Below are 13,393 nucleotides of genomic sequence, written 5' to 3' on the forward strand. Positions count from 1 at the left end.
ATCACCATGCTGGTCGCCTGTCCCCAGTGCCATCCCCCGACCGGCCACATGCCCCATCAGCCGGCGAGAAAACACCCTCACCCCGTATCGGGCTTTTTCCTAGTCGGTATTCAGCCCCAGTCAAGGTAATTCCGAAGAAGAGTTAAGATAACTTTCGGACGTTTTACCGCCGGCTAAATGACCGAAACGGCACTGTTCAATGTCAGCCCCCGCCACTCTCACGAATTGCCACTGAAGCGGGCAACCGGAACCGTCGAGCGCCCCGGTGCCCCGTCGCTGGAAGAATGCCTAGCCGCGCCCGCCGCGTAGCCAGTCGGCGGCCATCCACAGCGCCGGCATGGCGCAGGCGGCCAGCGTGAGCTTGATCAGGTCCGGCACGATGAACGGCGCAACGCCGAACATCCAGGATTTTTCGGCGCCGATCAGGCCGGCGAGCCAGGCAAAGCCCATCGCCATCATCACCGTTTCGGCGACCAGCATGGCGCCGAACAGCTTGACCGGCGAGCGGTCCCAGCCGCGATCCGCCGCCCAGCCGACGATCGCGCCCATGGCCACGAAACCGGCGAGATAGCCGCCCGTACTGCCGAGCATATAGGCGATGCCGATACCCTTTTCGGGCGTGCTTTGGAAAACCGGGAACCCCATCGCCCCTTCGGCCAGATAGACAAGCAGCGTGGCCACGCCGAGGCGCAGGCCGAACGTTGTGCCGATCAGAAGAATGGCCAGGGTCTGCAGCGACATGTCGACCGGTCCCAGAACGACCTTGGTCTTGGCCGACAGGGCCAAAAGCAGCGTTCCGGCAAAAACGATGGCGGCCTGAACGGCCAGCCGGCCGGCTCCCCGGTCGGGGATGGCAAATTCAATCAAGGGGCGCGACGCGATGGCAGCGGACATGAACTTCTCCAGTTTCCCTCGGCCCCGCGGGGCGTTCCGAACGGTTCCCCTATAAATTCATCCGTGATAAGCGGCAACAGTCAAACCGGTCGCCACGGCCCTTGCCCGCGAATTTCCAATGGCCATTGCATTCGATATGGACTTCGACCCGCTCTATGGCCAATCGGTGGCGGTCGCGCCCCTGGTGCGGCGGATCACGGTCAACAATCCCGGCCCGTACACGTTTCACGGCACCAACAGCTATCTGGTCGGCACCGACACGCTCGCCGTGATCGATCCCGGCCCCGACGACGAACGCCATTTCGAGGCGCTGCGTCGCGCGATCGCCGGCCGGCCCGTCAGCCACATCCTGGTCAGCCACACCCATCGCGACCACTCGCCGCTCGCCGCCCGGCTGCAGGCCGAGACCGGCGCGCTCGTGTGCGCGGAAGGCCCGCACAGGCCGGCCCGGGCGATGCGACTGGGCGAGGTCAACCCGCTGGAAGCCAGCGCCGACACCGATTTCAATCCGGACCTGGCGCTCGGCGACGGCGATATCGTCGCCGGGGACGGCTGGAGCCTGCGCACGGTGCTGACGCCCGGCCATGCCGCCAACCATGCCGCATTCGCGCTGGAGGGAACCGGCATCCTGTTTTCGGCCGACCATGTCATGGCCTGGGCAACGTCGGTGGTGGCACCGCCCGACGGCGCCATGGCCGATTATATGCGCTCCCTCGACACGCTGCTTGCGCGCGACGACCGGCTCTACCTGCCGGGCCACGGCGGCCCGGTGGTGGAGCCGGCCGCCTTCGTGCGGGCGCTGAAGGCGCACAGGAAAATGCGCGAGCGCGCGGTGCTCGAACGGCTCAGATCCGGCGACCGGACAATTGCCGAGATGGTGCGCGCCATCTATCGCGACACCGATCCCAGGCTGCACGGCGCGGCGGCGCTCTCGGTTCTGGCGCATCTGGAGGATATCGTCGCGCGCGGCGATGCCGCCGCCGACGGCGAGATCGGCCTGGACGCACGATACGCGCCCGCCTGAGCCTGCGCCCGTCAGCCCGGCGCGGCGGCGGCGACCATGGCGTCGAGATCGGCAAGAAAGCGGATGATGCGCAGGCCGTTGTCGCCCAGATCGTGGGCGCCGAAATGCGAGGCCGAGCGCATGTCGACGAAGGTCGTTTCGCCTTCGTCGGTGACGCGCACGGCGACATCGGCGGGAAGACGCAGCAGATAGGACCCGGCCAGCGCCTCGACCGTGACCTCGCGATCCTGCGGCCAGCGCCCCCGGCGCTCGATGACGGCCCAGCCACGGCGCGCCATCAGCTGCTGGACTATCTCCAGCACGCGGTCCGGCCCAAGCGGGTAGCGCCGCCCGTCGGCCTGGGGATAATGGTCCTCGATCAGCCGTGCCTGGATGGCGTTGATCGGGCCGATCGCGTTGGCGCGCGCATCGCGCAGGATCGCGGCCGCGCGGAAGCGGGGCGGATCGGCCAGATCGGTGGCCACGTCGGCCAGGCGCGGATAGTCGATCATGCGCCACAGCCCGGCCGCGAAGGGGGCAAGCGTGAGCGCGGCCAGGACGATCGCGGAAAAAAGCCGCCCGGCGCCGCTGCCGCCCTGTTCCCACAGGGCAACGAACCCGGCCACGGCAAGGCCGAGGCCGACCAGTGCCAGCAGACCGGCAAGGCCGAGCACCCATAAGAACGCGACCGTTTCCAGCGCCAGGTAACGATGGGCCAGTGCTGCCGTCAGGAACAGGACGAGCGCGAAAGACGCCAGCCTTGCCGACCAGCGCTTGGCCGGTGAATTTTGCTTCTCAAACACGCTGCACCAGAACCCGCGCCTTACGATTGCGCGTGGTCCTTAGAGGGTTTTCGACGCCAAGGGAATGAGACAGCGCCGCCGTCCGCCAAAGATCGATGGCGTTTGGCGGCGAACGGCGCGCCCATCGGGTCCCCCGGCCGCGCGCTACGCGGTCGGCAGCCGGTAGTCGCGAAACTGCTCGCGCAGCGCCGTCTTCTGGATCTTGCCCGTCGCCGTATGCGGTATCTCGTCGACGAACGCCACGTCGTCGGGCAGCCACCATTTGGCGCAGCGACCTTTCATGTAATCGAGGATCGCCTCGCGCGAGGCCTGCTTGCCGGGTTTTTTCACCACCACCAGCAGCGGGCGCTCGTCCCATTTGGGATGCGCGATCCCGATCACCGCCGCCTCGGCCACGTCGGGATGGCCGACAGCGAGGTTCTCCAGATCGATGGTGGAGATCCACTCGCCCCCCGACTTGATGACGTCCTTGGCCCGGTCGGTGATCTGCATGTAACCCTGCGGATCGATATGGGCGACGTCGCCGGTGTCGAACCAGCCGTCCTCGTCGAATTGCTCGGCCCCGTCGCCGCCGTAATAGGAGGCCGCGACCGCGGGACCGCGGACCTTGAGGCGGCCGAATTTCTTGCCGTCCCAGGGCAATTCGCGATTGTCGTCGTCGGTCACCTTCATTTCCACGCCGAAGGGCGCATGGCCCTGCTTTTCCTGCAGGTCGAGCAGCGCATCGCCCTCGAGACCGGCATAGGCCGGCTTGAGCGTGCCGAGCGAGCCCAGCGGCGACATTTCCGTCATGCCCCAGGCATGGATGACCTGGACGCCGTAATTGTCCTGGAATTTCTCGGTCATGGCACGCGGGCAGGCCGAGCCGCCGATGACGACCTTGTCGAGATGCGGCAGCGTCTTGCCGGTCTCTTCCAGATATTGCAGCAGCATCAGCCAGACCGTCGGCACGGCCGCGGTGAAGGTGACCTTTTCGGTATCCAGCAACTCGTAGATCGAGGCCCCGTCCATCTTGCCGCCCGGCATGACCAGCTTGGCGCCGATCATCGGTCCCGACTGGGCCAGTCCCCAGGCATTGGCATGGAACATCGGCACCACGGGCAGGATCGTATCGCGCGAGGAAATGCCCATCGCGTCCGGCAGACAGGCGATCATGGCATGCAAAACGTTGGAACGGTGGCTGTAGACCACGCCCTTGGGGTCGCCGGTCGTGCCCGACGTGTAGCACATACCGGCGGCCGTGTTCTCGTGGAAGTCGCGCCATTGGAAATCGCCGTCGGCCTCGGCCAGCCAGTCCTCGTAGGCAACCACGTCGCCAAGACCGGTTTCGGGCATATGGGCGCCGTCGGTCAGCACGATCACGCGCTTGAGCGAGGCGATCGACGGCGCGATCTTCTCCACCAGCGGCATGAAGGTCAGGTCGGTGAACAGGACCTTGTCCTCGGCATGGTTCATGATCCAGGCGATCTGCTCGGGAAAGAGCCGCGGGTTGAGCGTGTGATAGACCCCGCCCATGCCCATCGCGCCGTACCAGGCCTCCAGATGCCGGGCCGTGTTCCAGCCCAGCGTGGCAATCCGGTCGCCGGGCTTGCAGCCGTCGCGTTCCAGACGCTGCGCCACCTTGAGCGCACGCGCCCTGATCTCGGCATAGGTGGTGCGAACGATCGGCCCCTCGACGGAACGCGACACCACTTCGCGCGCGCCGTGCTGGCGTGCGGCATAGTCGAGAATCTTATGGCACAGCAGCGGCCATTGCTGCATCAATCCGAGCATCGCAGTCCTCCCAAACAACCGCCGTATTGTGACGCGGGCACCTTGCTTGTCCAGAGGGGTTAGGACCGGTGCGCAAAAAATGCATGCCGGCGCGGCGACCGCGCCCGCCTTATTGCGGCCATCGTGGCCGCGAATGGTGCGGCAGGCGGGCCGGTGCGAGAAGTTGGAGTCTTCGCATGGATGCGCGCGACCTCGCCAGCCGATACCCAGAGATGCCGCTCGAAGCGGTGGAATTCGAACTGGCGCTGAATTCACAGGATATCGCCGAAAGCGGCTTCGAGACCGCGCTGCGGCGCGCCGCCGAACGCGCGGACGGGTCGGTCCTGTTCCACATGCCGGCACTCGCCCAGCGCGACTGCCAGCGCGTCGCCGCCGTTTCGCTCGGCGCCGGCCACGACACCCACACAGTACTCGTGCTGCTCGGCCGTGACGGCGGGTCGGTGCGGATCGAAAACGCGCGCGACAGCGACAACCCGTTCGCCGGCATCGCGCTGTCCTATCGCGGTCTGCTGGACCTGTTCGGACCGGCCGGGGCGATCAACGGGTGAGCCGGCGCGCATGGCCGCCAACGCGGCTCAATGCTCGCCCTCGCACAGATCATGCTCGCCGAGCGCGCGCAGCACGTAGCACTCGCCGACCGTGTGCGCCTTGCAGGAGGCGATGCGCTCGAGTTCGGCTTCCAGCCGTTTCAGCCGGGCGATTTTTTCGCGGATCGTCGCCAGATGGGCCGAGGCGATGCGGTCGGCCTGGGCGCAGGGGCGCTGCGGATCGCCGGAAAGCGCGATCAGTTCGCGGATCGCCGGCACCGACACGCCCAGGTCGCGGGCGTGCCTGATGAACACCAGCCGGTCGAGCTCGTCGCTGCCGTAGCGGCGCTGATTGCCGTGCGAGCGCCCGGCCTGCTCGAGCAGGCCGATCTGTTCGTAATAACGAATGGTGGCGGCCTTCACGCCGGAGCGCCGCGCCATCTCCCCGATCGAAAACATCGAAAAAACCTCTTGAAGCTCTAGTCGCTCGAGATTGTAGGGTCGCCTTCGACACGCTTCAAGGAGACGATCATGAGCGCGGGCTGCGGCCATTCCCATACTTTCGACGGCATGTCCGACGACTTCAAGCGCCGCCTCTGGGCGGTGATCGCCATCAACGGCGCGATGTTCGCGGTGGAGATGACGGCCGGGCAGATGGCTGGCAGCCAGGCGCTAAAGGCCGACGCGCTCGACTTTTTCGCCGACGCGCTGACCTATGCGATTTCGCTCGCCGTGATCGGCGCCTCGCTGAAGGTACGGGCCACGGCCGCGCTCGCCAAGGGCCTCAGCCTGTTCGTGATGGGGCTGTGGGTGTTCGCATCGACGGTGTGGCGCGTGCTTTATCTCGGCGTGCCGCAGGCCGAGATCATGGGCGCGATCGGCTTCCTGGCGCTGGCGGCCAATATCGTCAGCGTGGTTTTGCTGGTGCGCTACAAGGATGGCGATGCCAATGTCCGCTCGGTCTGGCTGTGCTCGCGCAACGACGCGATCGGCAATGTCGCGGTGATGGCGGCCGCGCTCGGCGTGTGGGGCACGACCAGCGGCTGGCCGGACGTGATCGTGGCCGGGCTGATGGCGGGCCTGTTCCTATCGTCGTCCTTCCAGATCCTGCGCCAGGGATGGCGGGAATTCTCGGCCGGCGACACAATGCCGGTCGCTCACGACCCCGCATCTCCGTGCGGGCACGGTCCCGGCTGCGACGCCCAAAAGCCCCAGGCCGGGCGCTGACCCCGCGCCGCCCACCGAATACGTGCGATGGGCGGCCCGGGCATGCTCAAGACCAAGTCGGCGTGTTCAAGGGTTTCGGTCGTGAGGGGCGCGGCCTCACGTCGAGACCAAGGCGCCCTTCGCTTTCCCGGCGCTAGAAAAAGCCGTGATTGCCCGCGTCGGTCCAGTCCTCCGCGATGACGAATGCGGTCGCGGGAACGGGGTCAGTGACCGGCGGCGCCAGAGGTCCCTCGCTCGCGCCCGTCCATTCGATGGCCAGGGAGATGTCGACAAATTCCGGCGCCGGTTCGGCATCGCGCAACTGCGCGTGTTCGACGACGACAGCGAGCACATCGTGCGCTTCAGCCCCGCCGGCCTGCTTGCCGCCTATGGCATCGCCAAACCAATCGTCGGCCAACACGCCGGGCAATTGATCCAAACCGTCGCCCACCGCATTCGGTTGACGCATGTCGGCCGGCCCCACGAGACCGGTCGTTGTTTCACCGTTCCCAGGGGCAGCGCCGCCAAAACGACCGCCGCCGACCGCATCTCCAAACCAGTCGTCCGCCAGGACGCCCGGCAAATCCTGCAGCGAGCCGCCCACCGCCCGGTCATCCGAACCCGGCTGTCGAACGATGCCCGCATGGTCGATATCGACGGAAATCGTATCCTCCAACCGCCGGTCGCCCGACAGATAGCCTTCCGAAAAATACCGGGGCGCGTTTCCCTGCCCGCCTGCGTTCGCCAGCACCAGGTACGCCCCATCGGAACCGAACCCGATAATGTCGGCCCGGCCGTCGCCGTTGACGTCCGTGACAAAACGCGGAGTCGTTTCCTGGCTCGTCCAGCCGGCGTTCTTTCCGAAACGTTCGGTGCCCAATTCCAGAGGACTGAACGTGCCGTCTCCTTTGCCGAAGGCGACATAGGTGCCGGCCGCGCCGAAGCCGACAATGTCTACCTTGCCGTCACCATCGACGTCTGCGAACAGTCTGGCGTAGTTGTCCTGGTTCGCCCAGCCCGCGTTGATTCCGAAACTGGACGTCGCGAGCTTCAACCCCTGGAACGTGCCGTCGCCGTTGCCCAGAGCGGAGTAGGTGCCCGCCGCGCCGAAACCGACGATATCGGTATTCCCGTCGCCATTAAGGTCCGTCAGAACGCGCGTGTACACGTCCTGGTCCGACCATCCCGCATTCCGTGAAAAACTTGAGGTTGCCAGAATAAGTGGCGCGAAAGTCCCGTCCGCCTGCCCCAGACCGACATAGGTGCCCGCCGCGCCGAAGCCGACAATGTCGGCCCGCCCGTCGCCGTTGATGTCGGTGACGATGCGCGGTTTCTCGGTCTGGTTGTTCCAGCCCCGGTCCGTACCGAAATCCGACGTCGCCTTCTTGATCGTGCCGAAAGTGCCGTCGCCTTGACCCAATGCGACATAGGTTCCTGCGGCGCCAAAGCCGACGATGTCGACGTTTCCATCGCCGTTTACATCGGCCAGGGTTCGGGTCTTGACCTCCTGATCGACCCAGCCGGCATTCCGGCCAAAGCTATTGGCAGCCACTTTCAACGGTGCGAACGTTCCATCCGCCCGGCCCAGCGCGACGAACGCTCCGTCGGCGCCAAAGCCGACAATGTCGACACGCCCGTCGCCGTTGGTATCCGCCAGCAGACGTGGATAGGTTTCCTGGGAAATCCATCCCGCATTCCTGCTGAAACTGGCAGTGGCTTGCATCATCGTCCCGAAATTACCGCCGCCGGTGCCCAGAGCGACCATCACTCCGCTAGACGCGAAGCCGACAATGTCAGCCTTGCCGTCTCCGTCCACGTCAGCCGTCGTACGGGCGTACCTGTCCTGGTCGGCCCACCCGGCACTTCTTCCAAAACTCGGTGATGCCTTGACCATGGTTCCGAACGGAGCGACCAGATCGGCGGTCGCGACCTGCTGATCGGCAAACTTCAGGAACTCGAAATTGGTCAACGTGTCGGTTCCGTCCGGACCCACGACCGTAAACGTACCGCCATTGTTCGTTATCGTGTAGTTCGCGCGCGCGCCGGAAAAGACCGCTGTATCGGTCCCAGAACCGCCGTCCATGACGTCGTTTCCGCTGCCGCCGGTGATCAGGTTATCGGCATCGTTGCCATAGATCGTATCGTTGAACTGGGTGGCTACGACGTTCTCGATCGTCGTTCCGAACGAGATGCCAAGATTGTTTTTCATGCCATGGGTTGAAGAATAATGTCCCGGGCGCAAGTCGATGACGGATGTTTCGCGGGCAACCGTGTTGTAGGATGAAGGAACCCCATTGGCGTCATAAACGATATTGGCCTGCATCGAGACGGTGTCGCCGGAAAGATCGAGTGTATCGACACCTCCGGCATCATAGATCGTCAGCACTGGCGACGGGTTTGATACGAAATCGTAGACCTCATTTATGCCGCCCGTGGGGTTGTAGCCGTATGTCGTATCGCCAGACCTCGTTGCGGTGTTGAACGAATAGCCGCCGAACTTCCCGTTAAACCCGCCCTGCGTCAGGGCGAGTATGTCGTAGACCATTGGCGTCTGGGGATACTGATATTCGAACGAGGAGCCGTTGTAGAAATAGTGCGACGTGCCGCTCCCGTCCGACCCGGCTCCGAAATACGACATCACCGAATAACGATGCGTATCCTGCAGGAACTCGGCATCGGGGAAATAACTCGGATCGCCCGATCCTGCATCGTAATCGCCTGGATGCGACAGGCCCAACGCATGCAAGAACTCATGCATGATCGTCGTGAAACCATACGAGCCGTAGTCCAACGCCGACGGCTGATTGCCTGTCCACGTCCTGTCAAAGAAGATGTTTGACGAGACTATCTCCCGGGAGACCGTGTAATAAGACGTGCTTGCATAGGTGCCGTTGCCGGAGCTCCCGTTGAATGTGATGTCACCTCCAGAGCCCGTTTCGACAAAGGTGAGATTCAGGATTTCACCGATCTGCCCGATTGCCTTCTTGATCCACGATTCATAAGTCGAATTCAGATCATTTCCGGCGGTGCTTAAATCGTCGAAGGAATAGGTAATCGTCGTCTTCGCCCAGTGTTTTCCGGTACGCGTCAACTGATCCGCGATGCCTTGATCACTGAGTGGGTTCGGATAGGTAGCCATCCCTGCTCGTTCCTCCTACTTCTCACCGCTTTTGCGCACGAACGGTGTCGCGGCGAGAATTTTCCGCCACACCTTCTCATCCCTCGTATCGACGTCATCGGCCAGCCGGGACGATGCATGCCCGGGATCGACACCGGCCATCTTCATGGCCGACCCCCAATCCAGTCGCACCTGAAGCTCTCCCCCGTCCGGTGCGACCTCGACCACGAGCCATGCGTCGTTCACCGCGGGGGCGCCTGACGGATTGAGCGGAAGTTTCGCAGCGGGAACGACCACCACGGGGACACGAACAGCCTCGCCCACCACCGCTGCGGCAACCTCGCACCATTCGCCCTGTCGAGGGCCCTCGCAGGCAAGCGACACAGACCGGAGATCGTTGAGAAACGGGTTCCGCATAGCCAGCGCCTCTGCACAAAGAAAGGTGGCCGCCAATACGAGGCCGGCGCTCAGTGATTTCCATCGTCCGGACATTGCAACACCGCCCGACTTCAGTCCGAGATGAGATCAGATTCGACACTTTCTCGAAACAGGTACTCTGAATTGGCTTATATCATCAACGGTTTTCTAAACATCCACAGCTTCCATTCGCCCATTAGACTAATTCACCGTCACGATCTTCAGGAGAGATCGCCCGGTTCGAAAGGAGCAACCGATGACGCGGGCTTTTTTCAATCGGCACGATCATGACGGTCACTCAGCTTCGCCAGGTTGCCGTCGTCGCAGCCCGGTCATGGGTTCCCGTCCCCCAGCGGTGAGTAGGAATGCCGGAGATCCAGACGCCCGTACCGATCGGGAACCGAAAACCGTCGCCCTGCGGGTCGAGCGAATTCGAAACGCAGCAACCATGGCCAGCCGAATCTTGTCAGGTCTCACGGAATGCGCGCGCGAACATGTCGGTGACGGGCTGAAGAACATAGTCGAGCAAAGTACGTTGCCCGGTCACCAGCATTACCTCAACCGGCATGCCGGGGTAGAGCTTGTCCAGATCGACCTTGTGCTGTCTCAGCAGCAACGGGTCGACCTGTAGCTCGACCTTGATCTCGTAATAGGATTGTTCGCTCTTGCGATCGAAGAGACTGTCGGCCGAGACATGTACAACGCGCCCCGGCAAGGTGGGCGTAATTCGTGAAGAAAAGGCAACCAATCGAATTTCCGCCGGCAGCCCGGCCCTAACGATATCGATATCCTGAGGGCTTAGTCGAGCTTCGATGACGTAGGGCGCGTCGGTTGGCACAAGATCGAGAACCGGAGCGCCGGGACCGATCACGCCGCCTTCGGTGTGAAACTGCATTCCCACGATCGTTCCGGCCATCGGTGCCCGCAATTCGAGACGGTTCAGCTTGTCGCGTGCTGCCCGCAACCGGGGCTGCATATCGGCAATGCGAGCCGAAAGGTCGCGGAGATCGCCGACGACCTGGTTTCTGGTCTGGGTCTTCAGATCAAGGAGCTCGAGCCGAGACTTGCCGATCAACAAGCGCGCCTGCGCCTTTTGCGACGCGATATCACCCAATGCCCCATCCATTTGCGCGGATGTGCGCTGCAGGGCATAAAGTCGAGGACGACTCTGGAGCCCCTGTTCGACCAGTTGTTCGACCGCCGCAGTTTCCTTGCGAACCAGCCCACGTTGTCGCTGTGTCGCGGACTCCTGTGCGTCGAGACCACGTATTTGTTCTTCGAGCTGACGAATTCCTGCATTGAGGAGGCCGGCACGGCTTGCCAGCGCCTCGCGGCGCGCCTGAAAGAGTTCTTGCTGCACCCGCATCGCCCGCGTGACCCGCGTGCGGTCCGAGACAACCGCCAGCAGATCCGGCCATTCGATGACTTCCGCCTCCACCTGCTCCGCCTCGAGGCGCGCGCGCTCGACGATCAGGTCGACATACTGCCCTTCAAGCAGGTCATAGGTGGATTTCGGCACCGTGTCGTCGAGACGAACCAGAAGGTCGCCGGCTTCGACCCGGTCCCCTTCCCTGGCAATTATGCGTTCGATAATCCCGCCTTCGAGGTGCTGGATCGTCTGCCGCTTGTTCTCGACGCCGATGAACCCGTGAGCAACTGCGGCGCCCGTCAAAGGCGCCAGGGCCGACCACGTGCCGAATCCGGCAAAAAACAGGACTGAAAACAGCGTCGCAATCCGCAAGGGGCTTCGGATGCGATCCCGCAACGTTGCATGCGCAAGCGTCAATTCCATTGCTGTTTCGCTTCGCCGTCAACCGCGCGCAGGTGTTTTTTCTTGTGATCGCCCATAAACTCGATCACGTCCTTCGTCGGCCCAAACGCCCTCACCCTTCCGTTCTCCAACCACAGTAGTTTTCCGCAAACAGAAAGCAAATCGCGCCTATGCGCAATGACGACCAGCGTGACGTCTTCCGACTGCAGAGAAGCCAAGCATCGTAGTAGCGCCTCATGCCCCGCCTGATCAAGATTCGCGTCAGGTTCGTCGAGCACGACGAGGCGCGGCTTACCAAAAACCGCTCTGGCGAGCGCCACGCGCTGGCGTTGCCCCCCGGAAAGCCGCTCACCGTGATGGCCGACATCCGTGTCATATGCATCGGGCAACTGAAGGATCGCCTCATGGCATCCGGCCCGGCGCCCGGCCTCCATTACGGCCTCGAAGGGAACGTCTCGAAAGCGCGCGATATTCTGACGTACCGTTCCGGGAAAAAGTGCGGCCGATTGTGGCACGTACCCGACATGGTTGCCGAGCGCCTCAGGATCCCATTGCGCAAGTTCCGCGCCGTCAAATCGCACCGATCCGGCAGAAGGAGGCCATGCCCCGACAAGCACGCGCCCAAGGCTTGATTTTCCCGCAGCCGAATCTCCGATGACGCCCAGCGTGTCGCCGGGTTCCAAGGCAAAGGATACGTTCTGCAGTATGGGTTTGCGGTCCGCCGCAGCACGCAAGGCGACGTTTTCGATCTCCAGATCGCCGCGCGCATCGACCAATGCATGGCTGCGGTCAGCGGGTCGGTAGCTTTCCAGCAGAGCACGGAGACGCTTCCAGGCGTGACGCGCAGACACAAGCTGTCGCCATCCACTGAGGGCGGTTTCGACGGGCGCCAGGGCCCGCCCCAGGAGGATGGACGCCGCAATCATCTCGCCAGGCGTGATGGCACGAACGATGACGAGATACGCCCCGGCTCCCAGAATTGCCGCCTGCACGGCCAACCGGATCGATTTGGATACCGCGCCGAGTACACCGACGATCGTGGAGACGGACAACATCTGCGTGGATAGCGCATCGCGCATGCCCGCCCAGTTTACGACCACGCGTTGTTGCAGCCCCATCGTGCGAACGACATCGGCATTCGCCACGGTCGTTTCGAGAAAGGCCTGGCTCTCCGCGCCGGATAGCGACACTGACGAGCCGGGCCCCCGCGACAAGAAATCGTTGGCCATGGCAAGCGCAGCGAGAAGTGCAGCACTTCCTGCCGCCACGGCACCCAGGATCGGATGCAAGAACCAGATCGCGGCCACGAAAATCGGCACCATGGGCGTGTCGAAGATCGCGCCTGCGCTCGGAGACCCCAGAAACTGCCGGACCGTAGCAATGTCGGCGAGCGGCTGGATTGTAGATCTGGAGGCAGGACGAGCGGCCGAGTTGATAACCGCATCCAGCACTTTTCCGGAAATACGTCGGTCCAACCAGTCTCCGAACCGGGCAAAAACCGTAACGCGGCAGGCATCCAGCGCCCCCATGACCAGCAACGCCGCCAGAACCAACAAGGACAGGAAAATCAGTGTTTCGATCGAATGGCTCGTGAGCACTCGGTCAAAAACCTGCAACATATATAATGGCGAGGCGAGCATCAGAATATTGATGAGCAGCGAGACCACGATCAGGAAAGGCAAGATCGATCGCAACTCGCCAACCGGATTGTCTCCTGCCTTGCTCATCAATAGATCACCGCATTTGATATGCTGCTTCCACGCCTGCATACGGCGTATGCAACTGTGGCAAATCGAGTTGCCAGCTTGGTCGCAGAGGCAAACATAAGCAAGACACACTTGAGCGGTTCGCGCTAAAGCGTCTCGCCGGAACCAGGCGGTA

At 63.3% G+C, this 13,393-nt stretch carries 11 protein-coding genes; 3 read left to right on the forward strand and 8 right to left on the reverse strand.

Annotation, left to right across the window (positions count from 1 at the left end; translation table 11 throughout):
* Nucleotides 1–288 precede the first annotated feature (288 nt).
* Nucleotides 289–894 (reverse strand): biotin transporter BioY, encoded by a 606-nt coding sequence (locus tag C7T96_RS10635; protein ID WP_106571204.1) that lies wholly within the window; start codon nt 892–894, stop codon nt 289–291.
* A gap of 118 nt (nt 895–1,012) precedes the next feature.
* Between C7T96_RS10635 and C7T96_RS10640 the strand changes: the two genes are divergently transcribed.
* On the forward strand, nt 1,013–1,918 hold the full coding sequence (locus tag C7T96_RS10640) for an MBL fold metallo-hydrolase (RefSeq protein WP_106571205.1): 906 nt from the start codon (nt 1,013–1,015) through the stop codon (nt 1,916–1,918).
* An 11-nt stretch (nt 1,919–1,929) separates the two neighbouring features.
* Here the strand turns inward: C7T96_RS10640 and C7T96_RS10645 are convergent, their stop codons facing one another.
* Both C7T96_RS10645 and C7T96_RS10650 read right to left on the reverse strand, forming a co-directional pair.
* The gene (locus C7T96_RS10645) at nt 1,930–2,700 is read right to left on the reverse strand and encodes a DUF1499 domain-containing protein (protein WP_106571206.1); all 771 of its coding nucleotides are present in this window, start codon (nt 2,698–2,700) and stop codon (nt 1,930–1,932) included.
* A 144-nt stretch (nt 2,701–2,844) separates the two neighbouring features.
* Complete coding sequence (locus tag C7T96_RS10650; RefSeq protein ID WP_106571207.1) at nt 2,845–4,473, reverse strand: 3-(methylthio)propionyl-CoA ligase; 1,629 nt, start codon at nt 4,471–4,473, stop codon at nt 2,845–2,847.
* A 176-nt stretch (nt 4,474–4,649) separates the two neighbouring features.
* Here C7T96_RS10650 and C7T96_RS10655 point away from each other — a divergent pair, with 176 nt between their 5' ends.
* Nucleotides 4,650–5,021: a hypothetical protein gene (locus tag C7T96_RS10655; protein WP_106571208.1), complete on the forward strand. Its 372-nt coding sequence runs from the start codon at nt 4,650–4,652 to the stop codon at nt 5,019–5,021.
* Between the two features lie 27 nt (nt 5,022–5,048).
* Here the strand turns inward: C7T96_RS10655 and C7T96_RS10660 are convergent, their stop codons facing one another.
* Nucleotides 5,049–5,459, reverse strand: a complete 411-nt coding sequence (locus C7T96_RS10660) for a helix-turn-helix domain-containing protein (RefSeq protein WP_106571209.1) — start codon at nt 5,457–5,459, stop codon at nt 5,049–5,051.
* Between the two features lie 72 nt (nt 5,460–5,531).
* Here C7T96_RS10660 and C7T96_RS10665 point away from each other — a divergent pair, with 72 nt between their 5' ends.
* The gene (locus C7T96_RS10665; protein WP_106571210.1) at nt 5,532–6,227 is read left to right on the forward strand and encodes a cation diffusion facilitator family transporter; all 696 of its coding nucleotides are present in this window, start codon (nt 5,532–5,534) and stop codon (nt 6,225–6,227) included.
* A gap of 133 nt (nt 6,228–6,360) precedes the next feature.
* Here C7T96_RS10665 and C7T96_RS10670 read toward each other — a convergent pair whose 3' ends face one another.
* The 4 genes from C7T96_RS10670 to C7T96_RS10685 all read right to left on the reverse strand — a co-directional run bounded on the left by C7T96_RS10670 (nt 6,361) and on the right by C7T96_RS10685 (nt 13,239).
* Nucleotides 6,361–9,345 (reverse strand): FG-GAP-like repeat-containing protein, encoded by a 2,985-nt coding sequence (locus C7T96_RS10670; protein WP_106571211.1) that lies wholly within the window; start codon nt 9,343–9,345, stop codon nt 6,361–6,363.
* A gap of 15 nt (nt 9,346–9,360) precedes the next feature.
* Nucleotides 9,361–9,816 (reverse strand): hypothetical protein, encoded by a 456-nt coding sequence (locus C7T96_RS10675; protein WP_146149171.1) that lies wholly within the window; start codon nt 9,814–9,816, stop codon nt 9,361–9,363.
* 391 nt (nt 9,817–10,207) lie between these two features.
* Nucleotides 10,208–11,533 (reverse strand): HlyD family type I secretion periplasmic adaptor subunit, encoded by a 1,326-nt coding sequence (locus tag C7T96_RS10680; protein WP_106571213.1) that lies wholly within the window; start codon nt 11,531–11,533, stop codon nt 10,208–10,210.
* The gene (locus C7T96_RS10685) at nt 11,524–13,239 is read right to left on the reverse strand and encodes a type I secretion system permease/ATPase (protein ID WP_158264341.1); all 1,716 of its coding nucleotides are present in this window, start codon (nt 13,237–13,239) and stop codon (nt 11,524–11,526) included. The genes C7T96_RS10680 and C7T96_RS10685 overlap by 10 nt, the downstream gene beginning before the upstream one ends.
* Between the last annotated feature and the right edge of the window lie 154 nt (nt 13,240–13,393).

Source organism: Nitratireductor sp. StC3, from assembly GCF_003015025.1.
Taxonomy (GTDB): domain Bacteria; phylum Pseudomonadota; class Alphaproteobacteria; order Rhizobiales; family Rhizobiaceae; genus Mangrovimarina; species Mangrovimarina alexandrii.

Bases quoted from the DNA above. Each gene is read 5' to 3' on its own strand.
- C7T96_RS10635 (WP_106571204.1), bottom strand. From the start codon at position 894: ATGTCCGCTGCCATCGCGTCGCGCCCCTTGATTGAATTTGCCATCCCC.
- C7T96_RS10640 (WP_106571205.1), top strand. From the start codon at position 1,013: ATGGCCATTGCATTCGATATGGACTTCGACCCGCTCTATGGCCAATCG.
- C7T96_RS10650 (WP_106571207.1), bottom strand. From the start codon at position 4,473: ATGCTCGGATTGATGCAGCAATGGCCGCTGCTGTGCCATAAGATTCTC.
- C7T96_RS10655 (WP_106571208.1), top strand. From the start codon at position 4,650: ATGGATGCGCGCGACCTCGCCAGCCGATACCCAGAGATGCCGCTCGAA.
- C7T96_RS10660 (WP_106571209.1), bottom strand. From the start codon at position 5,459: ATGTTTTCGATCGGGGAGATGGCGCGGCGCTCCGGCGTGAAGGCCGCC.
- C7T96_RS10665 (WP_106571210.1), top strand. From the start codon at position 5,532: ATGAGCGCGGGCTGCGGCCATTCCCATACTTTCGACGGCATGTCCGAC.
- C7T96_RS10670 (WP_106571211.1), bottom strand. From the start codon at position 9,345: ATGGCTACCTATCCGAACCCACTCAGTGATCAAGGCATCGCGGATCAG.
- C7T96_RS10675 (WP_146149171.1), bottom strand. From the start codon at position 9,816: ATGTCCGGACGATGGAAATCACTGAGCGCCGGCCTCGTATTGGCGGCC.
- C7T96_RS10680 (WP_106571213.1), bottom strand. From the start codon at position 11,533: ATGGAATTGACGCTTGCGCATGCAACGTTGCGGGATCGCATCCGAAGC.
- C7T96_RS10685 (WP_158264341.1), bottom strand. From the start codon at position 13,239: ATGAGCAAGGCAGGAGACAATCCGGTTGGCGAGTTGCGATCGATCTTG.